17 protein-coding genes are annotated in these 21,754 nt (G+C 73.8%); 4 read left to right on the top strand and 13 right to left on the bottom strand.

What is annotated here, in order from left to right:
* Positions 1-3: 3 nt before the first annotated feature.
* The 3 genes from OHS71_RS31330 to OHS71_RS31340 all read left to right on the top strand — a co-directional run bounded on the left by OHS71_RS31330 (position 4) and on the right by OHS71_RS31340 (position 2,920).
* On the top strand, positions 4-837 hold the full coding sequence (locus OHS71_RS31330) for an amino acid ABC transporter permease (protein WP_328482682.1): 834 nt from the start codon (positions 4-6) through the stop codon (positions 835-837).
* Positions 834-1,649, top strand: a complete 816-nt coding sequence (locus OHS71_RS31335) for an amino acid ABC transporter ATP-binding protein (RefSeq protein ID WP_328482683.1) — start codon at positions 834-836, stop codon at positions 1,647-1,649. Before OHS71_RS31330 ends, OHS71_RS31335 begins: the two co-directional genes overlap by 4 nt.
* Positions 1,650-1,828: 179 nt before the next feature.
* Positions 1,829-2,920: an amidohydrolase family protein gene (locus OHS71_RS31340; RefSeq protein ID WP_328482684.1), complete on the top strand. Its 1,092-nt coding sequence runs from the start codon at positions 1,829-1,831 to the stop codon at positions 2,918-2,920.
* A 440-nt stretch (positions 2,921-3,360) separates the two neighbouring features.
* Here OHS71_RS31340 and cobC read toward each other — a convergent pair whose 3' ends face one another.
* From cobC to cobM, 6 genes are read right to left on the bottom strand one after another with little or no spacing between them, the layout of a single operon-like run.
* The gene (cobC, locus tag OHS71_RS31345; RefSeq protein ID WP_328482685.1) at positions 3,361-4,479 is read right to left on the bottom strand and encodes an Rv2231c family pyridoxal phosphate-dependent protein CobC; all 1,119 of its coding nucleotides are present in this window, start codon (positions 4,477-4,479) and stop codon (positions 3,361-3,363) included.
* Positions 4,469-5,395, bottom strand: a complete 927-nt coding sequence (locus OHS71_RS31350) for a sirohydrochlorin chelatase (RefSeq protein WP_328482686.1) — start codon at positions 5,393-5,395, stop codon at positions 4,469-4,471. Before OHS71_RS31350 ends, cobC begins: the two co-directional genes overlap by 11 nt.
* Positions 5,392-5,994, bottom strand: a complete 603-nt coding sequence (locus OHS71_RS31355) for a precorrin-8X methylmutase (protein WP_328482687.1) — start codon at positions 5,992-5,994, stop codon at positions 5,392-5,394. The genes OHS71_RS31350 and OHS71_RS31355 overlap by 4 nt, the downstream gene beginning before the upstream one ends.
* Complete coding sequence (gene cobJ, locus OHS71_RS31360; RefSeq protein ID WP_328482688.1) at positions 5,991-7,730, bottom strand: precorrin-3B C(17)-methyltransferase; 1,740 nt, start codon at positions 7,728-7,730, stop codon at positions 5,991-5,993. The genes OHS71_RS31355 and cobJ overlap by 4 nt, the downstream gene beginning before the upstream one ends.
* Positions 7,727-8,983, bottom strand: coding sequence for a precorrin-6y C5,15-methyltransferase (decarboxylating) subunit CbiE (cbiE, locus tag OHS71_RS31365; RefSeq protein ID WP_328484704.1), 1,257 nt, complete (start codon positions 8,981-8,983; stop codon positions 7,727-7,729). The genes cobJ and cbiE overlap by 4 nt, the downstream gene beginning before the upstream one ends.
* A 5-nt stretch (positions 8,984-8,988) precedes the next feature.
* Positions 8,989-9,807 carry a precorrin-4 C(11)-methyltransferase gene (gene cobM, locus OHS71_RS31370; RefSeq protein ID WP_328482689.1) on the bottom strand — a complete coding sequence of 273 codons (819 nt, stop codon included), beginning with the start codon at positions 9,805-9,807 and terminating at the stop codon, positions 8,989-8,991.
* Between the two features lie 99 nt (positions 9,808-9,906).
* On the opposite strand from cobM, the gene OHS71_RS31375 reads away from it, so the two are divergent.
* Positions 9,907-10,680: a ZIP family metal transporter gene (locus tag OHS71_RS31375; protein ID WP_328482690.1), complete on the top strand. Its 774-nt coding sequence runs from the start codon at positions 9,907-9,909 to the stop codon at positions 10,678-10,680.
* A gap of 32 nt (positions 10,681-10,712) precedes the next feature.
* On the opposite strand, the gene cobI is transcribed toward OHS71_RS31375, so the two are convergent.
* From cobI to OHS71_RS31410, 7 genes are read right to left on the bottom strand one after another with little or no spacing between them, the layout of a single operon-like run.
* Positions 10,713-11,459, bottom strand: a complete 747-nt coding sequence (gene cobI, locus OHS71_RS31380) for a precorrin-2 C(20)-methyltransferase (RefSeq protein WP_328482691.1) — start codon at positions 11,457-11,459, stop codon at positions 10,713-10,715.
* Positions 11,444-12,916 (bottom strand): cobyrinate a,c-diamide synthase, encoded by a 1,473-nt coding sequence (locus tag OHS71_RS31385; protein WP_328484705.1) that lies wholly within the window; start codon positions 12,914-12,916, stop codon positions 11,444-11,446. The genes cobI and OHS71_RS31385 overlap by 16 nt, the downstream gene beginning before the upstream one ends.
* A 7-nt stretch (positions 12,917-12,923) precedes the next feature.
* Positions 12,924-13,532: a cob(I)yrinic acid a,c-diamide adenosyltransferase gene (cobO, locus tag OHS71_RS31390; RefSeq protein ID WP_328482692.1), complete on the bottom strand. Its 609-nt coding sequence runs from the start codon at positions 13,530-13,532 to the stop codon at positions 12,924-12,926.
* Positions 13,532-15,571: a putative cobaltochelatase gene (locus OHS71_RS31395; protein WP_328482693.1), complete on the bottom strand. Its 2,040-nt coding sequence runs from the start codon at positions 15,569-15,571 to the stop codon at positions 13,532-13,534. The genes cobO and OHS71_RS31395 overlap by 1 nt, the downstream gene beginning before the upstream one ends.
* Complete coding sequence (gene cobN / locus OHS71_RS31400) at positions 15,568-19,224, bottom strand: cobaltochelatase subunit CobN (RefSeq protein WP_328482694.1); 3,657 nt, start codon at positions 19,222-19,224, stop codon at positions 15,568-15,570. The genes OHS71_RS31395 and cobN overlap by 4 nt, the downstream gene beginning before the upstream one ends.
* On the bottom strand, positions 19,221-20,765 hold the full coding sequence (locus OHS71_RS31405; RefSeq protein ID WP_328482695.1) for a cobyric acid synthase: 1,545 nt from the start codon (positions 20,763-20,765) through the stop codon (positions 19,221-19,223). The genes cobN and OHS71_RS31405 overlap by 4 nt, the downstream gene beginning before the upstream one ends.
* Complete coding sequence (locus OHS71_RS31410; RefSeq protein WP_328482696.1) at positions 20,762-21,748, bottom strand: cobalamin biosynthesis protein; 987 nt, start codon at positions 21,746-21,748, stop codon at positions 20,762-20,764. Before OHS71_RS31410 ends, OHS71_RS31405 begins: the two co-directional genes overlap by 4 nt.
* Positions 21,749-21,754 lie beyond the last annotated feature (6 nt).

Genomic DNA, 21,754 nt, shown 5'->3' on the forward strand with positions numbered 1-21,754 from the left:
CCCATGGCCGGTACCGACGTACGACTCCAGCCGAGGAAAAAGGGCCTGACCCGACGTCAGAAGCGCCGCCTCTCACGCGGCGCGCAGTACGTCGTCTTCGTCGCCGCCGTGATCGTCTTCGCGGTCACGGCGGACTGGGGCCGGCTGAAGAACCAGTTCGCGCAGTGGGACATCGCCCGGCAGATGTTCCCCGACGTCATCACACTGGCGCTGAAGAACACCGTGCTGTACACGGCGTCCGGCTTCGTCCTCGGTCTGGTGCTCGGGCTGGTCATCGCGCTGATGCGGCTGTCCTCCGTGGGCCCCTACCGCTGGCTGGCCGGCGTCTACATCGAGATCTTCCGCGGTCTGCCCGCCCTGCTGATCTTCGTCTTCATCGGCGTGGCCGTGCCGCTGGCCTTCCCCGGCACCGAGATCGTCGGTGGCACCTACGGCAAGGCGGCCCTCGGGCTCGGCCTCATCGGGGCCGCCTACATGGCGGAGACGTTCCGCGCCGGCATCCAGGCCGTGCCCAAGGGGCAACTGGAGGCGGCCCGGTCGCTGGGCTTCACGCCCGCGCGCGCGATGGTCTCGGTCATCATTCCGCAGGCGTTCCGGATCATCCTCCCGCCGCTCACCAACGAGCTGATCATGCTCTTCAAGGACTCCTCCCTGGTCCTGCTGCTCGGAGTGACGCTGGAGGAGCGCGAACTGTCCAAGTACGGCCGTGACCTGGCCAGCACCACCGCCAACTCCACGCCGATCCTGGTCGCCGGCCTGTGCTACCTGCTGGTGACCATCCCGCTCGGCTTCGTCGTGCGGCGCATGGAGGCGAAGGCCCAGGAGGCCGTGAAATGAGCCGACCGGAGATCGAAGTCCGCGACCTGCACAAGTCGTTCGGCACCAACGAGGTGCTGCGCGGCATCGACCTGGAGATCGGCCAGGGGGAGGTCGTCTGCGTGATCGGCCCGTCCGGATCCGGTAAGTCGACGCTGCTGCGCTGTGTGAACCTGCTGGAGGAGCCGACCAAGGGCCGGGTTCTCGTCGGCGGCACCGAACTCACCGACCCCGACGTCGACATCGACGCCGTACGCCGCCGTATCGGCATGGTCTTCCAGCAGTTCAACCTGTTCCCGCACCTGACCGTGACCGAGAACCTCACGCTGCCGCAGCGCCGGGTGCTCGGGCGCGGCAAGGCGGAGGCGGCGAAGGTGGCAGCCGAGAACCTGGAGCGGGTGGGACTGTCGGAGAAGGCGGGAGCCTACCCCTCCTCCCTCTCCGGCGGGCAGCAGCAGCGCGTCGCGATCGCCCGCGCGCTGGCCATGGGCCCCGAGGTGATGCTGTTCGACGAGCCCACGTCGGCGCTCGACCCGGAGCTGGTCGGTGATGTGCTCGCGGTCATGCGCATGCTCGCCGACGAGGGCATGACGATGATGGTCGTCACCCATGAGATGACCTTCGCCCGCGAGGTCGCCGACCGGGTCGTCTTCATGGACGGTGGGGTGATCGTGGAGGACGGCGCCCCCGACGAGGTCATCGGCAACCCCCGTCACGAGCGCACCCGCCATTTCCTCTCCCGGCTGCTGGACCCGGCGATGGCCCGGCTGGCCGAAGCGGGGGAGGACTCCCCGGGCCAGGTGGGCGACCACAAGGGCGAGCCGGAGCAGTAGCTAGTGCCGCGGCGGGCAACGTTTGCCCGTCAAGGAGCGGCGTCCGGTGCGTGCTCTCGGCGTGCCGGCCGGAAGTCCTCGTACTGGACGTACCTGGGCTTTCGGCCGGTGCGGCGAGAGTGCGTGCCGGGCGTCGCGACGGGGCGAACGTTGCCTGTCGCGGCACTAGGGTGCACCGCATGAGCGATCGCGCGGTGCTGCACGTGAAGGGCCGGATCCTGACGGGATCCGACGAAGTCCGCGACGCGTTGTGGGTCGTCGACGGTCGGATCTCCTACGACCGTCCCGTCGGCGCCCACGACGTCCGGACCGTCGAGGGCTGGGCCCTGCCCGGCCTGGTCGACGCCCACTGCCATGTGGGACTGGGCGCGCACGGCCCCGTCGACCGGGACGTCGCCGAGAAGCAGGCGCTGACCGACCGCGAGGCGGGCGCCCTGCTGATCCGTGACGCCGGCTCGCCCTCGGACACCCGCTGGGTCGACGACCGCGAGGACCTGCCGAAGATCATCCGGGCCGGCCGGCACATCGCCCGCACCCGCCGCTACCTCCGCGGTTTCGCGCACGAGATCGAGCCCGACGACCTGGTCGCGTACGTCGCGCAGGAGGCCCGGCGCGGCGACGGCTGGGTCAAGCTGGTCGGCGACTGGATCGACCGCGAGGTGGGCGACCTGGCCCCCAGCTGGCCGCGGGAGGCCGCCGAGGCGGCCATCGCGCAGGCCCACAGCCTGGGCGCGCGGGTCACTGCGCACTGCTTCGGCGAGAACTCGCTGCGCGACCTGGTCGAGTCGGGCATCGACTGCGTCGAGCACGCGACGGGCCTCACGGACGACCTGATCCCGCTGTTCGCGCAACGCGGTGTCGCGATCGTGCCGACCCTCGTCAACATCGCCACGTTCCCGCAGCTCGCGGCGGGCGGCGAGGCCAAGTTCCCGCGCTGGGCGGCCCATATGCGCCGCCTCCACGAACGCCGTTACGACACCGTCCGCTCCGCCCACGACGCCGGCATCCCGGTCTTCGTCGGCACGGACGCCGGCGGCACACTGCCGCACGGTCTGGTCGCCGCCGAGGTCGCGGAACTGGTGACGGCGGGCATCCCCGCGGTGGAGGCGCTCTCGGCCACCACCTGGGGCGCACGCGCGTGGCTCGGGCGCCCCGGTCTGGACGAGGGCGCCCCGGCGGACCTGGTGGTCTACGAGACGGACCCGCGCGCCGACGTGCGGGTGCTGGCGGCCCCGCGCCGGGTGGTGCTGAACGGCACGGTGGTGAGCTGAGAGCGGTGCGCCGCGGGCGGCCACAGGGAACGTACGTGCCGATGGATTCGAAAGCATGCACGGAAAGCCCGCGCTGGAGTGAACCACCCCCGGCGCGCTGGCCGTTCACCCCTTGTACGTAACTCTTGCGGGCGGGTCCGGGCACCTCCGCTGCCGTTGCCGCTGCCACCGCCGTTGCAGCTGCCCCTGCCCCTGCCCCTGCCCCCGCCCCTGCCCCTGCCCCCGCCCCTGCCCCTGCCGCTGGCGGAGCCCTGCCGGGGGCCTGCGCGGTTCCCGCCCGTGTTCGGACTGCGCCTTGGCCCGGGACCGTGTCCGGGCCCTGCGCGGGCTCGTGCCCGTCGGTGTCCGGACCGCGCACTGCTCAGGGCCCCTGTCCGGTTCCGTGCCCGTCGGCGCCCGGGTCCAGCCCGGCCGAGGCATCCCCCGTCAGCTGCCCGTCCTCACCCCCGGGTCAGGGCCAGAGCCTGGTCCAGTGCCTGGAGGAAACGGTTCACCGTCGCCCGGTCCCGGACCGCAAGCCGCAGCCACTCCTCGTCGAGACCCGGAAAGGTGTCCCCGCGCCGGACCGCGAACCCCAGCGTGCGCAGCCGTCGGCGGACGGCGTCGGCCCGGGGCAGCCGTACGAGGACGAAGGGGCCCTCGGCGGGTTCGGCCACCCGCACCCCGTCGACGCCGAACTCCTCGAGCCCGGCCACGAGATGCGCCCGGTCCGCGGCGACCCGGTGGGCGGCGTGGGCGGCCTCCGCCAGCGCCTGGGGGCCCATGCACGCCTCCGCCGCCACCAGTGCCGGCGTGGACACCGGCCACAGCGGTTGCGCCCGTTCCAGGTCGGCGATCGTCTCCGGGGCGGCGAGGACGTAGCCGATCCGCAGTCCCGCCAGCCCCCAGGTCTTGGTCAGACTGCGCAGCACGACCAGACCGGGCACGTCCGTGCACCCGGCGAGGGCCTCCCGCTCGCCCGGCACCGCGTCCATGAACGCCTCGTCGACCACCAGCGTCCGCCCGGGCCGGGCCAGCCGCCGGATCGTGTCCGCCGGGTGCAGCACCGACGTGGGGTTCGTCGGATTGCCGATCACCACCAGGTCGGCCTGTTCGGGTACGGCCGCCGGATCCAGCCGGAACCCGTCCTCCTCGCGCAGTACCACCCGGTCCACGCTGTGCCCGGCGTCCCGCAGCGCCGCCTCCGGCTCCGTGAACTGAGGGTGCACGACGACGGGCCGCCGGACCTTCGGGGCGCGCGCCAGCAGCACGAACGCCTCGGCCGCGCCCGCCGTCAGCAGCACCCGCTCGACGGGAAGTCCGTGGCGCGCCGCGACCGCCGCCCGGGCGGCCCGCCCGTCCGGGTAGGCCGCGAGGCCGCCCAGGGACGCGGCTATGCGCTCCCGCAGCCAGCGCGGGGGCGTGTCCGCGCGGACGTTCACCGCGAGGTCGACGAGCGCCGAGCCGTCGTCGCGCACCTCGGCGTCCCCGTGGTGACGCAGGTCGTGGCCGCCCGCGCCCCCCTGGGCGGCATCCTGCCGACCGCCGGGGTGCCCCTCGGCGTCCCCTTCAGTGCGCATGGGAGTGCGCGTGTCCGTGATGGTGGTGGCCGTCGTGGTGGCCCTCGTCGTCCGGGTGGAAGTGCGGCTGCTGCGGCTGTCCCACCTTGTCCTCGAAGCCCGGCAGCGCGATCCGGTACACGCACGAGTCGCAGTTCATCCGCAGGTCGCCCTTGACGGCCTCCTCGTACCGCTCCATCACCAGGTCCAGCAGCTCCGGTTCGGGACCGATGACGTCCGCCGACCGCACCTCGACCTCGGGATGCGCGGCCGCCCAGTCCTCGGTCTGGTGCCGCACCCGGTCCGGCAGGATCCCGGTGAACAGGAAGTAGGGCAGGACGACGATCCGCCGCGCCCCGAGCTTCACGCAGCGGTCGAGCCCGCTCGGCACGTCCGGCGCGGCCAGCGACACGAACGCTGTCTCCACGCCCGCGTACCCGCGTCCCTCCCACAGCAGCCGCGCCGCCTTGTGCACCTCGGCGTTGGCGTCCGGGTCCGTCGAGCCGCGCCCGACCAGCAGCACGGTGACGTCGGCCAGGTCCTCGGAAGTGCGGCTCCCGGCGCCCAGCGCCTCGTCCAGCCGCCGCTCCAGCACGTTCAGCAGCGCCGGGTGCGGCCCCAGCGGGCGCCCGTAGGTGTAGGAGATGCCGGGGTGCCGCTCCTTCTCGCGGGACAGTGCCGCCGGGATGTCGCCCTTGGCGTGCCCGGCGGACACCAGCATCAGCGGAACGGCGGCGAACCGCCGTACGCCACGCTCCACCAACTCCGTCACCGCGTCGCCGAGCGGCGGCGGGGACAGCTCGATGAAGCCGCCCGCGACGGGCAGTTCGGGGTGGCGGCGGCCCAGCTCCCGTACGAAGTCACGGAACGCCTCGGCTCCGGCCTCGTCCCGGGTGCCGTGGCCGGCGATGAGCAGGGCGGGCGGCGGGGTGGTCACTGTTTCTCCTCGGAGGACGAAGCGGGGGACGAAAGGGCGGTGTACAGGAGGGCGTTGAGGGCGGCGGCGGCGACCGCCGAGCCGCCCTTCTCGGACACGTTGCTCACGGCGGGCAGCCCGCTCTCGCGGAGCGCGGCCTTCGACTCGGCCGCCCCGACGAAGCCGACGGGCAGGCCGATGACCAGCGCGGGGGAGGCGTCCAGCGTCAGCAGCTCCTCCAGGGCGGTCGGCGCGCAGCCGATCACCCAGAGGGCGCCGGGCCCGACCTCCTCGTAGGCCAGCCGGATCGCGTGGGCGGACCGGGTCAGCCCGGGTCCGGCCGTGGCGTCCTTCAGACGGCAGACGGTCTCCCGCCGGGTGATTCCCGCGGCCACCATCTCCACGTCGACGACGACGGGCGCTCCGGCGTGCAACGCGCGGTGCGCCTTCGCCAACTCGCTCTCGTCCAGCACGAGATCGCTCGCGTACTCCAGATCGGCGGCGGAGTGGATGACCCGCTCCACCACCGCCCGGCTGAGCGGCGCGAAGCGCGAGGTGTCCAGGCGGGCACGCAGCCGCCGGAAGGACTCCTGCTCGATCGGATGGACCACACGGTTCACAGGGCGCCCTCCGGGGAGCTGTCCTGAGCGCTGTCGGGCGAGCTGTCGGAGGAGTTCTCCTGCCAGCGGTAGCCGCGGGGCGTGACCATGCGCCCCGCGATGTTCCGGGTCGCCGTGTTGCCCACGGTCACGACCGTCATCATGTCGACCCACGCCGGGTCGAGTTCCCCGAGGGTCGTCAGCCGTGCGGTCCCGTCCGGGCGCGAGGCGTTGCGCACGACGCCCACCGGCGTCGTCGGCTCCCGGTGTTCCGCGAGGATCGACAGCGCCTTGGGCAGCTGCCAGTCACGGCCCCGGGAACGGGGGTTGTAGAAGGTGACGACGATGTCCGCCTCGGCCGCCGCCCGCACCCGCCGCTCGATGACCTCCCACGGCGTGTGCAGATCGGACAGGCTGATCGACACGTGGTCGTGGCCCAGCGGCGCGCCGAGGATCGCGCCGGCGGCGAGCGCGGCGGTCACCCCGGGGACTCCGACCACGTCGATGTCGTCGGACGCCTCGGCGAGCGCCGGGGAGGCCATCGCGTACACGCCCGCGTCCCCGCTGCCGATCAGCGCGACGCTCAGCCCGCGCCGGGCCTGCGCCACGGCGGTCCGGGCCCGCTCCTCCTCGGCGCCGAGCCCCGACTCCAGGATCCGGGTGCCGGGGCGCAGCAGGTCGCGGATCTGGTCGACGTACTGGTCGAGGCCGACGAGCACCGAGGCCCGTTCCAGCTCGGCCTTCGCGCGGGGCGTCAGCAGGTCCCGCGCGCCGGGACCGAGCCCGACGACCGCGAGCCGCCCGCGCGCGGGGCGCCGTACGACGGCACAGGTGGCCATCGCGGGCCGCCCGTCCGCCCGTTCCGACTTCCGCTTGGGAACGAGGAGTTCGCCCCCGCCGACCAGGGCGGCGGCCTCCGCGACGGAGGGTGTGCCGACGGCCGTGAGGGGAGCGTCCGAGGGGTTCGGCACCTCGACGGCGGCCAACTCCTCGGCGGAGTACGTCACCACGGGCACGCCGAACCGCCGGGCCGCCTCGACGATCCCCGGCTCCTCGGCCTTGGCGTCGACACTGGCCAGCTCGGCGATGCTCGCGGGAGACAGTCCCGCGTCCCGCAGGGCGCCCGCCACCAGGTCGAGCACCTCGTCGACCGGGGCGCCCCTGGACGCGCCGACCCCGACGACGAGGGACGGCGGACGCAACAGCACCTCCCCGGCCGCGGGTTCGACCGCACGGTCCGTCAGCCGCACGGTGTACGACCCCCGCTCCGCGAACGGCACCGGCGGCAGCGGCCACGGCACCTCGGCGGCCAGCACGACCGGTTCGCCGTCCAGCAGAGCCCGGGTCACGCCGGCCACATCGCCCTCCACCGGGAGGCCGAGCGTGTCGAGGCCGGGGATGCCGACGGCGTCCGTGGCCGTGGTCACCACCGGCAGCGCGCCCAGCAACTCGCCGACAGCCAGGGCGAGTTCGTTGGCGCCCCCGGCGTGCCCGCCGACCACCGGGACGGCGAACCGCCCGGCCTCGTCCACGCACACCACACCCGGGTCGGACGTCTTGTCGGACAGCAGGGGCGCGACCAGCCGGACGACCGCCCCGGTCGCCAGGAAGCACACCAGCTGCTCGCACTCGGCGAACGCCCGCCGGACGGCGTCCCCGACCGGGCCGTCGTACACGCGCGTGCGGTCCGGCCAGGCCGCGGCCAGCCGGTCGCGTGCCGCCGCCCCCGCCGCGGTGGCGGAAATGAGGCCGATCACAGGGCTACTCCTTCTCGATGGACAGGGTGCGCGCCGACGGCGTCTCTGACACCCCACAGCAGGAAAACGGGATTGGTCGCGGCCAGCCGGGTCACCTCGCCCGGCAGCGGAGCGAGCCGCGAGGAATGCAGCAGCACACCGCCGCAGTCGAACCCGGCGTCGCCGAGTGCGGCACGCACCGCCGGGACCCGGTCCAGCGCGGCCATCGCGACGACCACGCTGCGCCGGGCCCGCCGTGCGCACTCGGCGACGATGCCGGGCAGCTCACGCCCGCCGCCGCCCACGAACACCGCGTCGGGATCGTCGAGTCCGGCCAGCGCGCCGGGCGCGCCGCCGTGCACCACGTGCACGTCGACGCCGTGCGCCTCGGCGTTGGCGCGGATCCGCTCGACGCCGTCCGCCGCCTTCTCGACCGCGCTGACGGCGGCGCCGAGCCGCGCGCACTCCACGGCCACCGACCCCGACCCGGAGCCCACGTCCCAGACCAGGTCGCCGGGGCGCGGCCCGAGCCGGGCCAGCGCCAGCGCCCGCACCTCGAACTTGGTGATCATCGAGTCGCGGTGGGCGAACGCGCCCTCGTCCAGGGCCCACCCGGCGGGCCGGATCCCGGGCCCGGCCAGCGTCCGTACCGGACCGAGCGCCCGCGCCTCGTCCAGACAGAGCACGACGCTCACCGCCGTGCCCCAGTCGCGTCCGGCGGCCTCGTCGGGGGAGACGCGCTCCACCCGCTCGCCCGCCGGGTCGCCGAGCGCGCAGGCCACGACGAGCACCCGCCCGGGCGCGCTGCGCGCGAGCGCGGCGCCCAGTTCGGCAGGTCCTGCGCCCGGACCGGTCAGGACGGCGACCTTCGGATGCGCCCGGCAGACATTGACGGCCGTCCGCGGATCGCGCCCGTGCGCGCTCACGACGACGGCGTCGTCCCAGGTCAGTCCGAGCCGGGCGAAGGCGGTGGCCACGGAGGAGACACCGGGCCGGACGTCCAGCAGCTCCGGCCCGAACCGTTCGGCCAGCGCCCGCACGATCCCGAAGAACCCGGGGTCGCCGGAGGCCAGCACGACCACGCGCCGGTCCGTCTCGACGTACCCCGCCATGGCGTCCAGGGCCGGCGCGAGCGGACCGAGCACGATCCGCTCGACCGACGCGGGCAGTCCCGCGGCCTCCAGGTGCCGCCGTCCGCCCACGACGAGCTCCGCGCCGGCGAGGACCTCCCCGCCGGGCGCCGTCCCCGTGCCCGTACCGACGACGGTGATCAGCCCTCTCACGTACTGGCACCCCGGGTCCGCAGCGCCCGGCGCGCCTCCGGGTCGGCCTTGCGGTAGCCGTGGAAGTGCCCCGGGTGGTACAGGTGCGAGCGGGTGCCGTGCGCGTCGAGGGCCGGGCCGACCAGGAAGAGGGTGTGCTTCCAGAGCTTGTGCTCCTTGACCGTCTCCTCCAGCGTCTCGATCGTGCACTTCACGACCAGTTCCTCCGGCCAGGTCGCCTGGTGGGCGATGACCACCGGGGTGGCGGTCGGATAGCCGCCCTCCAGCAGCTCCCGCACCAGCTGCCCGCTGCGCGCGGCCGACAGGAAGATCGCCATGGTCGTGCCGTGCCGGGCGAACTCCCGCACCTCCTCGCCGGGCGGCATCGGCGTCTTGCCGCCGCCCAGCCGGGTGAGGACGACCGACTGCGCGACCTCGGGGATCGTCAGCTCGCGCCGGGCCAGGGCGGCGACGGCCGAGAAGGAGGACACACCGGGCACGATCTCGGTCTCGACGCCGATCTCCTCGCACCGGTCCAGCTGTTCCTGCGTACCGCCCCAGAGCGCGGGGTCGCCGGAATGGATACGGGCGACCTTCAGCCCCTCCCGGCGGGCCCGCTCGTAGACGGTGACGACGTCCTCCAGGGACATGGTCGCCGAGTCGAGGATCTCCGCGCCCTCGCGCGCGTGGTCGAGAACCTCCGCCTGGACCAGGCTCGCGGCCCAGATCACCACGTCGGCGTCGGCGATGGCACGCGCCGCGCGGAACGTCAGCAGGTCGGCGGCGCCGGGGCCGGCACCGACGAAGGTCACCTTGCCGGTGGGGGCATCGGCCATGGATTCAGGTCCTCTCATAGCGGGCTTTGTCCGTGTTTTCCGGGGTCAACCGAGAGCGCGGATGTGCGCGATCGGGGGTTGATCGGATAGCAAGGGCCTATGGCGGTCTTCGTCGCGCTCGGCGCGTTCCTCATGACGCTGGCCGGCGGCTGGACGGCACAGCGCGTCACCGACCGCCGCCACCTGGTCCTGGGCCTGGCCGGCGGCCTGATGCTGGGCGTCGTCGGCCTCGACCTGCTGCCGGAGGCCCTGGAGGCGGCCGGTACGGAGGTCTTCGGTGTCCCGGCCGCGCTGCTGCTCTTCGTGGCGGGCTTCCTGGTGGCCCATCTGGTGGAACGGCTGCTGGCGGCACGCCAGGCCGCGCACGGCGCCGAGGAGCACGCCTGCCCGGTTCCGCCGCACGAGCACTCCGGCCGGGGCGTCCCCGGCGGCCGGGCCCCCGAGGTCGGTCTGACGGCGGCCGCCGCGATGGTCTTCCACAGCGCCATGGACGGCGTGGCGATCGGCGCGGCCTTCCAGGTGGGCGGCGGCATGGGACTCGCCGTGGCCCTGGCGGTCATCGCCCACGACTTCGCGGACGGATTCAACACCTACACGATCACGAGCCTGTACGGGAACGCCCGCCGCAGGGCCCTGGCCATGCTGTTCGCGGACGCGGCGGCGCCGGTCCTGGGCGCGGCCGCGACGACCTTCGTCACCATCCCGGAGCAACTGCTCGGCGGCTACCTGGGCTTCTTCGGCGGCGCGCTGCTGTATCTGGCGGCCGCCGAGATCCTCCCCGAGGCCCACCACGAACACCCCGCCCGGTCGACCGTGCTGTGCACCGTCGCGGGCGCGGCCTTCATCTGGCTGGTGGTGGGCCTGGCCTCGTGACCCGGGACCCCGTGACCCGGAAGCGGACGGACTCACAGCTTGCCGCCCCGGCCGCCCTCGCGCCGCGCGGGCGCGATGAGCGTGGAGAGGTAGGGAAGCGGCTCGCCGTCCAGCTCCCCGGCCGGCCGGATGGACTCCTCGGCGAGACCCAGAGCCGATCCCCACACGGCGTCCCCGAGCCGCCCGGTCTCCCGCAGCGCCTCGGCGACCTCCGCGGCCTGCCGTCCGAACTTGTACGCGACGACGGTCCCCGGCCCGGCGAGCGCGTCCTTCAGCACCGCCGAACCCGCGGTCACCGGCACCAGCGTCAACGGCTCGGTGCCCTCCGTCAGCACGGCGCCCGACCGCGCCGCGAGATCCTGCATGGCGGTGATCCCCGGGACCGTCTCGATCACCACGCCCGGCACCGACTCCGCGACGGTCTGCGCGAGATACGTGAAGGTGGAGTACACGTTGGGATCGCCGATGGTCGCGAAGGCCACGCTGCCGTGCTGCCGCAGCAACCCGGCGACCCGTTCCCCGGCCGCGTCCCAGGCGGCCTCGCGCCGCGTGCGGTCGGTCCGCTCGTTGAGCGCGAAGACGACCCGGACGACCTTCTCCTGCGGCACGTAGTGCAGGACGGTGGCCTCGGCCCGCCCCCGTTCCCCGCCGTCCATCACGGGCACGACGACGATCTCGGCGGCCCGCAGCGCGTTGACGCCCTTGACGGTCACCAGCTCGGGATCGCCGGGCCCCACCCCGACTCCGACCAGTCTGCTGTCGCTCATGACGTCCGGCACCTCTCCACGAACCGACGGGCCACACCGGGCTCGGACGCCCAGTGCGTGTGCAGATAACTCGCGTGCACACCGCGTTGCACAAAGCCTTCGACCTGCCGCGGGACCCGCACCCCCCAGGCGGGAGCCGCCCCCGAGCCGGGCTCGACGACGGTCCGGTGGAACTCGTGCCCCCGCATCCGTGTCCCGGCCACGGCCAGCACACTGTCGCTCACGGCCACGGCGTCCCGGTAGCCGAGCGTGAGCCGTTCGCTCATCCGCGCGGTGGCGTCGAGCACCCCGCACATGGGCCGCCCGTCCAGTTCCCGGCACAGGTAGAGCAGTCCGGCGCACTCGGCGGCGACCGGAGCGCCGGAGTCCACCAGCGCGGCGACCTCCTTGCGCAGCGGCTCGTTCGAGGACAGCTCGGCGGCGTACACCTCGGGAAACCCACCCCCGATGACCAACCCGGCGGTCCCTTCCGGGAGCCGCTCGTCCCGAAGCGGATCGAAAACGACGACCTCGGCCCCGGCGGCCCTGAGCAACTCGGCGTGCTCGGCATAGGAAAAGGTGAACGCGGCCCCGCCCGCAACGGCAACCACCAGGCCGTCCGGCGTTTGAGGACGAGGCCCGTTCGGGGCCGACAGCTGGGGGCTGGGGGCGGCAGCCCCCAGGGCCGGGACGGGAAGGGGCGGCGGGGGCGAGGCGACAAGCGCCTCGGCCGCGTCCCACGCCGTACCCGGCAACACCCCCGCCGACCGCGCCAGCGCAGCCAGAGCCTCGAGATCGCACCCGTGCGAAACCTGCGCGGCCATGGCCGCAACCGCCTCCACCGCGGCGGCCCGCCGCTCGGCGACCGGCACCAGCCCCAGATGCCGGGACGGCGTGTCCACCTGGGCCACCCGCCGCAGCACACCCAGCACCGGCACCCCGGCCGACTCGAGCGCCTCCCGCAACAACTCCTCGTGCCGGTCGGAAGCGACCTTGTTCAGGATCACGCCCCCGATCCGCACCTGTGGATCCCAGGAGGCGAACCCGTGCACGAGCGCGGCCACGGACCGCGACTGCGACGAGGCGTCGACCACGAGGACGACCGGCGCCCGCAGGAGCTTCGCCACCTGCGCGGTGGAGGCCAGTTCGCCTTCCCCGGCGGCCCCGTCGAACATCCCCATCACACCCTCGATCACGGCGATGTCGCACCCGTGCGCCCCGTGCGCGAACAGCGGCCCGACCAGGTCGGGCCCGCACAGATAGGCGTCGAGGTTGCGCCCGGTCCGCCCGGTCGCGAGCGAGTGGTAGCCGGGGTCGATGTAGTCCGGCCCGACCTTGTGCGGGGACACGGTGAGCCCCCGCGCGGTGAGCGCGGCCATCAGCCCGGTGGCGACGGTGGTCTTGCCGCTGCCGGAGGAGGGCGCGGCGATGACCAGCCGGGGCACGGAGCACGCCGACGCCGATGACGCCGGCGACGAGGAGGAGTTCAGCACGGCGTCACCACTCGATACCTCGCTGCCCCTTCTGCCCCGCGTCCATCGGATGCTTGACCTTGGACATGTCGGTCACGAGGTCGGCGCACTCGACCAGCTTCCCGGGCGCGTTGCGCCCGGTGATCACGACATGCTGGGTGCCCGGCCGGTCCCGCAGCACGGAGACGACCTCGTCTACGTCGACCCATCCCCAGTGCATCGGATAGGCGAACTCGTCGAGCACGTACAGCTTGTACGTCTCGGCGGCGAGATCGCGTTTGACCTGCTCCCAGCCCTCGCGGGCCTTCTCCTCGTTCGTGGAGTTGTCACCTTGGAGGTCCCGCTGGACCCAGGACCACCCCTCGCCCATCTTGTGCCAGTCGACGGAACCGCCCTCGCCGGAAGCACCCAGCACCCGCAGCGCGTTCTCCTCGCCGACCTTCCACTTCGCCGACTTGACGAACTGGAACACCCCGATCGGCCACCCCTGGTTCCAGGCGCGCAGCGCCAGCCCGAACGCGGCGGTGGACTTGCCCTTGCCCACCCCCGTGTGCACGACGACCAGCGGCCGGTTACGGCGCTGCCGGGTCGTCAGTCCGTCGTCCGGCACCACACTCGGCTGTCCCTGAGGCATTACGCGGCCCTCCTCGAAGTCCCCTGCACGTCCCTGACCAACCCGGCGATGGAGTCCGCCCGCAGCTCGTCCAGCGTCACCGCCGTACCCGCCAGCTCGCCCGCGAGCCGCCCCGCGAGTCCCAGCCGCACGGGCCCCGACTCGCAGTCGACGACCACGGACGCGATCCCCTCGGCGGCGAACAGCCGTGCCGCCCGACCGGCGAGAGCGACCGGCTCGGGACCGCCGGTCGCCCGCCCGTCGGTCACCACGACGACCAGGGGCCGCCGCGCGGGATCGCGCAGCCGCTCCACCCGCAGCACGTCGTGGGCCTTGAGCAGCCCGGCGGCGAGCGGCGTCCGACCACCGGTGGGCAGCGACTCCAGCCGTACGGCGGCCGCGTCCACCGACGAGGTGGGCGGCAGCGCGACCTCCGCGGCCGCCCCCCGGAAGGTGACGAGACCGACCTTGTCGCGCCGCTGGTAGGCGTCGAGCAGCAGCGACAGCACGGCGCCCTTCACCGCGCTCATGCGCTGCCGGGCGGCCATCGACCCGGAGGCGTCCACGACGAACAGCACGAGGTTGCCCTCGCGGCCCTCCCGGGTCGCCTGACGCAGATCGTCCCGGCGCACCACGAGTCCCGGCCCGGACCGCCCCCGCGTCCGCTGATGCGGGGCGGCGGCCTGCACGGTCGCCGCCAGGTGAAGCTTGGTGAGGGCGCCCCGGGGCCGTCGGGCCCCGGTGGTCCGACCGTGCTCGGTCCGCGCCCGAGACCGCCGTCCGGTGGCGCCCTCGCCGATCCCGGGCACACTCAGCACCTTCGTACGGAACGGCTCGGCGGCCCTCACCGCGGACTGCTCCCCGGCCCCGGAACCGGCCGGCTGCGGCTGCCCGCCCTCGCCGGCCCCTTCGCTCCCGCCGGCCTCCTCGGCCTCGGGAGCGGCGCCGGTGTCGTCGCCCTGGGGACCGTCACCGTCGCTGCGCGGCGGCGGCCCGCCGTCCCCGCCGCCCGGCCCGTCGGGGTCGGGATCGGGCTCCTCGTCGTCCGGGCCCGCGAACTCCTCCAGGGTCTCGTCGAGCTTGTCCTCGTCGAGCCCGGGCGCGTCGAACGGGTTGCGGCGCCTGCGGTGCGGCAGCGCGAGCAGCGCCGCCTGCCGTACGTCCTCGGCGAGCACGTCGGTCCGCCCGGCCCAGGCGGCCAGCGCGACCGCGGTCCGTGCCATCACGATGTCGGCCCGCATACCGTCCACCTCGAAGGCGGCGCAGGTCGCCGCGATCTGCCGCAGCGCGCCGTCGCCGAGCCGAACCGACGGCAACAGTCGGCGCGCGGCCACGATCCGCCCGCGTACGGCGCTCTCCTCCTGCGCCCACCGCGCGGCGAACCCGTCCGGATCGTCGTCGTAGGCGAGCCGCCGCCGGACGACCTCCACCCGCTGGTCGGGCTCGCGCGAGGCGGCCACCTCCACCGTGAGACCGAACCGGTCGAGCAACTGCGGCCGCAGTTCGCCCTCCTCCGGGTTCATGGTTCCCACGAGCAGGAACCGCGCGGCGTGGCGCACGGAGACGCCCTCGCGTTCCACGTACGAGGCGCCCATCGCGGCCGCGTCGAGCAGCAGGTCGACCAGGTGGTCGTGGAGGAGGTTGACCTCGTCTACGTAGAGGATCCCGCGGTGCGCGTCCGCGAGGAGCCCCGGCTCGAAGGCCTTGACGCCCTCGGCGAGCGCCCGCTCGATGTCGAGGGCGCCGACGAGCCGGTCCTCGGAGGCGCCGACGGGCAGCTCGACCATCCGGGCCGGCCGGGTCTCGAACGCGCCCGGCTCGTGCGGGCCGTCCGGGCAGGCCGGGTCGGGGGAGTCCGGGTCGCAGGAGAACCGGCAGCCGGCGATGACGTCCAGCGTGGGCATGAGCGCCGACAGGGCGCGCACGGCCGTGGACTTGGCGGTGCCCTTCTCACCGCGGACCAGCACACCGCCCACCTTCGGCGAGACGGCGTTCAGCAGCAGCGCGAGCCGCAGGTCGTCCTGGCCGACGACGGCCGTGAACGGGAACGGGGTACTCACTTCTCGTCGCCCTCCAAGTCGCCTTCCAGCTCCAGGTAGGTGGCGCGCAGCCGCTCGATCGTCTCGGCGTCCGGCTCGGCCCACAGCCCGCGGTCGGCGGCTTCGAGGAGCCGCTCGGTGATGCCCCGCAGGGCCCACGGGTTGGACTTCTTCATGAAGTCCCGGTTCTCCGCGTCGAAGACGTACTCGGCGCTGAGCTTCTCGTACATCCAGTCGTCGACCACCCCGGCCGTGGCGTCGTAGCCGAAGAGGTAGTCGACGGTCGCCGCCATCTCGAAGGCGCCCTTGTAGCCGTGCCGGCGCATGGCCGCCATCCAGCGCGGGTTGACCACCCGGGCCCGGAAGACCCGGTGCGTCTCCTCGCCCAGGGTGCGTGTCCTCACCTGGTCCGGCGTCGCCGAATCACCCACGTACGCCTCGGGGCTGGCGCCCGTGAGGTGGCGGACCATGGCGACCATGCCCCCGTGGTACTGGAAGTAGTCGTCGGCGTCGACGAGGTCGTGCTCGCGGGTGTCCACGTTCTTGGCGGCGACGGCGATCCGCCTGAACGCCGTCTCCATGTCCCCGCGCGCGGCCCGTCCGTCGAGTCCGCGCCCGTAGGCGTAGCCGCCCCAGACGGCGTACACCTCGGCGAGATCCGCGTCCGAGCGCCAGTTGCGGGCGTCGATCAGCGGCAGCAGCCCCGCCCCGTAGGCCCCCGGCTTGGAGCCGAAGACCCGGGCCGTCGCGCGCCGCCGGTCGCCGTGCGCGGCGGCGTCCTCGTCCACGTGGGCGCGCACGAAGTTGGACTCGGCGGGCTCGGCCAGCTCGGCCACCGCCCGCACGGCGTCGTCGATCAGCCCCACCACGTGCGGGAACGCGTCCCGGAAGAAACCGGAGATGCGGACGGTCACGTCGATGCGCGGCCGGCCGAGCTCCGCCAGCGGCACCACCTCGAACCCGGTCACCCGGCGCGAGGCGTCGTCCCACACCGGGCGGCAGCCGAGCAGCGCCAGGATCTCGGCGATGTCGTCGCCCTGGGTGCGCATCGCCGAGGTGCCCCAGACGGTCAGGCCGACGGACTTGGGGTACGCGCCGGTGTCCTGGAGGTAGCGCTGCACGAGGGAGTCCGCGAGAGCCTGCCCGACCTCCCAACTCAGCCTGGACGGAATGGCCTTGGGGTCGACCGAGTAGAAGTTGCGCCCGGTCGGCAGCACGTTGACCAGCCCGCGGGTCGGCGAGCCCGACGGGCCGGCCGGGACGTAACCGCCGTCCAGGGCCTTCAGGATGTGCCCGATCTCGTCGGTGGTACGGGCGAGCCGCGGCACTACCTCGGAGCACGCGAACTCCAGCACCGCGACGGCGTCCGGGAGTTCGACGCCCAGCACCTCACGCACGAGGTCCCGGCTCCCCGAGACCTCCCACCCGCGTTCCTCCGCGCCCTCCGCGATCCGCCGGCACAGCTGCTCCAGCAGGTCGACGGCGTCGGCGCCGGTACGCGCGGGCCCCTCGACGAGGTCCGTCAGCTCGACCGGCACCTTCACCGGCGCACCCGGCTCGGCGAGCAACTCCTTCTCGGCCAGCCCGAAGTGCGCGGCCAGCGCGGCCCGCAGACCCGGCAGCGCGTTCGCCTGCCCGCCCCACACCTGTGAGGCGCGCAGCACCGCCAGCACGAGGTTGACCCGCGCCTCGCCGACCGGACCGCCACCGAGGATGTGCAGCCCGTCCCTGATCTGCACGTCCTTGATCTCGCACAGATAGCCGTCGATGTGCATGACGAACGAGTCGAAGTCGTCGTCGCCCGGCTGCTCCTCCACATGCAGGTCGTTGTGCAGCTCCGCCGCCTTGACCAGCGTCCAGATCTGCGCGCGCACGGCCGGCGCCTTCGTCGGGTCCAGGTCGGAGACGAGCGCGTACTCGTCGAGGAGCTGCTCCAGCTTGGCCAGGTCGCCGTAGGTGTCGGCGCGCGCCATCGGCGGCACGAGATGGTCGACGACGGTGGCGTGCCCGCGCCGCTTGGCCTGGGTGCCCTCACCGGGGTCGTTGACGATGAAGGGGTAGACGAGCGGCAGATCACCGAGGACGGCGTCCGGGGCACAGCCCCCGCTCAGCCCGAGCCCCTTGCCCGGCAGCCACTCCATCGTGCCGTGCTTGCCCATGTGGACGATCGCGTCGGCGCCGAAACTGTTCTCCAGCCAGCGGTAGGCCGCCAGGTAGTGGTGCGAGGGCGGCATGTCGGGGTCGTGGTAGATCGCGATCGGGTTCTCGCCGAAGCCGCGCGGCGGCTGGATCATCACGACGACGTTCCCGAACCGGAGGGAGGCCAGCACGATGTCGTCCCCGTCGACGTACAGCGAACCCGGCGGCTCGCCCCACGCCTGGAGCATGCCGTCGCGCAGCGCGGGGTCGAGCTTGTCGAACCACGCCCGGTAGTCGGCCAGCGGCACCCGCGCGGGCGCGGCGGCCAGCTGCTCCTCGGTGAGCCATTCGACGTCGTGACCACCGGCGTTGATCAGCCGGTGGATCAGCTCGTCGCCGTCGTCGGGGTGCCCGCTGACGCCGTAGCCCGCGTCCCGCAGCGCGTCGAGGACCCGCACCGCCGAGGCCGGGGTGTCGAGGCCGACCGCGTTGCCGACCCGCGAGTGCTTGGTCGGGTAGGCGGTGAAGACGAGCGCGAGTTTCTTCTCGCTGTTCGGCTTGTGCCTCAGCCGGGCGTGCCGGACGGCGATCCCGGCGACGCGTCCGGCCCGCTCGGGGTCGGCGATGTACACCGGGACGTCGTCCGGGCCCTGCTCCTTGAAGGAGAAGGGGACCGTGATGATCCGCCCGTCGAACTCCGGGATCGCGACCTGCATCGCCGCGTCCATGGGGGAGAGGGCGGCGTCGGACGCCTCCCACGCGCTCTTCGACGAGGTGAGGCAGAGCCCTTGCAGGACGGGGACGTCGAGGTCGGCGAGAGCGCCGATGTCCCAGGCCTCCTCGTCCCCGCCCGCCGAGGCATGCGAGGCGTGCGTGCCGCCGGCGGCCAGGACGGTGGCGACGAGGGTGTCGGTCCGCCCGAGGATCTCGTACAGCCCCGGGTCCGCACCGCGCAGCGAACCGCAGTACACGGGCAGGGCGTTGGCACCGCGCGCCTCGACGGCGTCGCACAGCGTGTCCACGAACGCGGTGTTGCCGCTCAGTTCGTGCGCCCGGTAGAAGAGCACCCCGACGGTCGGCCGGCCTTCCACGAAGGGACGCTCGCCGTGGACGCCGTACTCGGGCATCTTCCGCGGCTCGACGAACCCCTCGCCGGTCAGCAGCACGGTGTCGGAGAGGAAGCGCGCCAGTTCGGTCAGGTTGGCCGGGCCGCCCTCCACGAGATAGCGCAGCGCCTCCGCCACCACACCGGCGGGCGCCGACGACTCGGCCATCAGCTCCGCGTCGGGCACGGTCTCGCCGCCCAGCAGCACGGTCGGCACGCCGGACGCCCTGAGCGCGGCGAGCCCGTCCTCCCAGGCGCGCTTGCCGCCGAGCAGCCGGACGACCGCGATGTCCGCGCCGTCGAGGAGCGCGGGGAGTTCCGCGGCGACGTCCACCCGGGTCGGGTTGCCGATCCGGTACGAGGCACCGGTGGCGGCCCTCGCCGCCAGCAGATCGGTGTCGGCGGTCGACAACAACAACACTGTGCTCATGCGGGCGCTCCCGGTGGAATGAAAGGCAGTCCTTGTGGCGCGCCCGACTCGATGAGCCGCCAGAGCGCGTCGGTGTCCGCGTGCTGTTCGATCAGGTCGCCGAGCCGGTCGAGCTGCTCCTCGCGCAGCGCGGCGAACGAGGTGTCGGCGGCGGGCACGAAACGACGGCCCGCGGCGGCCGCCACCTCGCGCAGGAAGGCCCGCCGGAATCCGTCCGACTCCAGTGAGCCGTGCCAGTGCGTGCCCCAGGTCTGCCCGACCCGGCAGCCGTCCAGGGCCTGCCCGCGGCCGTCGGAGAGGAACGGCTCCCCGCCGGTGACGTCGGCGACCCCGTGATGGATCTCGTACCCCTCGACCCGCTCGCCGAGGGCTTCCCCGACCGGCCGGGTGAGGGTCTTCTCGCGGGCGAACCGCACCCGGACCGGCAGGACTCCGAGGCCCTCCACCTGTCCGAGCCGGCTCTCGACCTCGTCCTCGATGTGCTCGCCGAGGATCTGGAAACCCCCGCAGATGCCGAGGACGGGCCGCTGCTCGGCGACCCTGCGCAGGACGGCCTCGGCCAGCCCCCGCTCGCGGAGCCACTCCAGGGCGCGCACGGTGCCCCGGGTCCCCGGGATCACCACCAGGTCCGCGTCGGCCAGTTCCTCCGGCCGGTCCACGAACCGCACGACCACGCCGGGTTCGGCGGCCAGCGCGTCCACGTCCGTGAAGTTGGACATGAGCGGCACCGCGCAGACGGCGACCCGCAGCACGTCCTCACCGACGGGCGGGGCGGTGTTCGACTCCCGCACGGTCCCCCGCAGCGACACCCTCAGGCCGTCCTCCTCGTCGATCCCCAGCCCGTGCCGGAACGGCAGTACGCCGTAGGTCCGCCGGCCGGTGAGCCCGTGCAGCATGTCCAGGCCCGGCTCCAGCAGGGAGACGTCCCCCCGGAACTTGTTGACCAGGAACCCGGCGACCAGCTCCTGGTCCTCGGGCGAGAGCAGGGCGACGGTCCCGAAGAAGGAGGCGAAGACGCCCCCGCGGTCGATGTCGCCGACGACGAGCACGGGCAGCCGCGCGCCGCGCGCGATCCCCATGTTCACGATGTCGGTCCGCCGCAGGTTGATCTCGGCCGGACTGCCCGCCCCCTCACAGATCACCGCGTCATACGTGCCCCGCAACTCGGCGAGGCAGTCGAGAACGGTTCCGAGGAGCCGTTGCTGCCGCCCGCCGTGGTAGCCACGGGCGCTCATCTCGCCCACCGGCTTGCCGAGCAGCACGACCTGGCTGCTCTGCTCTCCGCCCGGCTTGAGCAGCACGGGGTTCATCAGCGCGGTCGGCTCCACCCGGCAGGCCTGCGCCTGCATGGCCTGCGCCCGCCCGATCTCGGCGCCCTCCCGCGTCACGAACGAGTTGAGGGACATGTTCTGTGCCTTGAACGGTGCGACCTTCACCCCCTGCCGCACCAGCCACCGGCAGATACCGGCCGTGACGACGCTCTTGCCGGCGTCGGAGGTGGTGCCGGCGACGAGGAGACCTCCGCCCGGACCCCCGCTCATGACGTACCGCCCTTCAATGGGTCCTTCGTGACGGAGCGCGTGGCGGCGACGCGTGGGGTGACCGCTCGCGCGGCGACGGTCACGCCGAGCGCGAGCAGGCCGACGCGGCGGGAGAGCCGTGCGGCGCGTTCGATGTCGCGGACGACGACGGGCCGCCCGGCGGTCCCGTTCAGGACGGGCCGGTGTTCCACCCGCCCGGCGTACGACAGGGTCCCGCCCAGCCGCACTCCCAGGGCGCCCGCGAAGGACGCCTCCACCGGCCCCGCGTTGGGACTCGGATGCCGGCGGGCGTCGGCACGCCAGGCGCGCAGCGCGCCCCGCGGATCGTCCCCGGCGACGGCGGCGAGCGCGGCGGTCAGCCGGGCTCCGGGCCAGCCGGCGACGTCGTCGAGGCGGGCGGCGGCCCACCCGTAGCGCAGATACCTCGGCGAGCGGTGCCCGACCATGGCGTCCAGGGTGTTGACGGCCCGGAACCCCAGCAGCCCCGGCACCCCGCCCACGGCGCCCCACACCAGGGCACCCACGACGGCGTCGGAGGTGTTCTCGGCGACGGACTCCACGACCGCGCGGGCGATCCCGTCGGCGTCCAGTGCCTGCGGGTCACGTCCGCACAGATGGGGCAGCCGCTCCCGGGCGGCCTCGAGATCCCCCGCCTCGAGGGCCCGTCCGACGGCCCGGGCCTCGCGGACGAGGGAACTGCCCCCGACGACGGCCCAGGCGGCGGCGGAGACGAGAGCGACGGAAGCGGCGGGGGAGCGCCGTACGGCCTTCTCGGCCACGGCTCCCAGGCCCGCGGCCCCACCGGCGCAGACGACGGCGTGGAGGGCGCCCCATCCCCGGTGGTCACGCCACAGCAGCCGCTCCACGGCGCCGGCGGCCCGCCCGAACGCGGCGACCGGATGCCCGCGGCGCGGATCGCCGAGCAGCAGGTCGCCCAGAAGGCCGGTGGCGGCGCCGTACGCGTAGAGGCGATCGGCACGCATCGGCTC

It is taken from the genome of Streptomyces sp. NBC_00377, from assembly GCF_036075115.1.
In the GTDB taxonomy this organism is placed as follows: domain Bacteria; phylum Actinomycetota; class Actinomycetes; order Streptomycetales; family Streptomycetaceae; genus Streptomyces.

Excerpts from the sequence above, each read along its gene's own strand:
- OHS71_RS31330 (WP_328482682.1), top strand. The coding sequence starts at position 4 with ATGGCCGGTACCGACGTACGACTCCAGCCGAGGAAAAAGGGCCTGACC.
- OHS71_RS31335 (WP_328482683.1), top strand. The coding sequence starts at position 834 with ATGAGCCGACCGGAGATCGAAGTCCGCGACCTGCACAAGTCGTTCGGC.
- OHS71_RS31340 (WP_328482684.1), top strand. The coding sequence starts at position 1,829 with ATGAGCGATCGCGCGGTGCTGCACGTGAAGGGCCGGATCCTGACGGGA.
- cobC (WP_328482685.1), bottom strand. The coding sequence starts at position 4,479 with ATGCGCACTGAAGGGGACGCCGAGGGGCACCCCGGCGGTCGGCAGGAT.
- cobM (WP_328482689.1), bottom strand. The coding sequence starts at position 9,807 with ATGGCCGATGCCCCCACCGGCAAGGTGACCTTCGTCGGTGCCGGCCCC.
- OHS71_RS31375 (WP_328482690.1), top strand. The coding sequence starts at position 9,907 with ATGGCGGTCTTCGTCGCGCTCGGCGCGTTCCTCATGACGCTGGCCGGC.
- cobO (WP_328482692.1), bottom strand. The coding sequence starts at position 13,532 with ATGCCTCAGGGACAGCCGAGTGTGGTGCCGGACGACGGACTGACGACC.
- cobN (WP_328482694.1), bottom strand. The coding sequence starts at position 19,224 with ATGAGCACAGTGTTGTTGTTGTCGACCGCCGACACCGATCTGCTGGCG.
- OHS71_RS31405 (WP_328482695.1), bottom strand. The coding sequence starts at position 20,765 with ATGAGCGGGGGTCCGGGCGGAGGTCTCCTCGTCGCCGGCACCACCTCC.
- OHS71_RS31410 (WP_328482696.1), bottom strand. The coding sequence starts at position 21,748 with ATGCGTGCCGATCGCCTCTACGCGTACGGCGCCGCCACCGGCCTTCTG.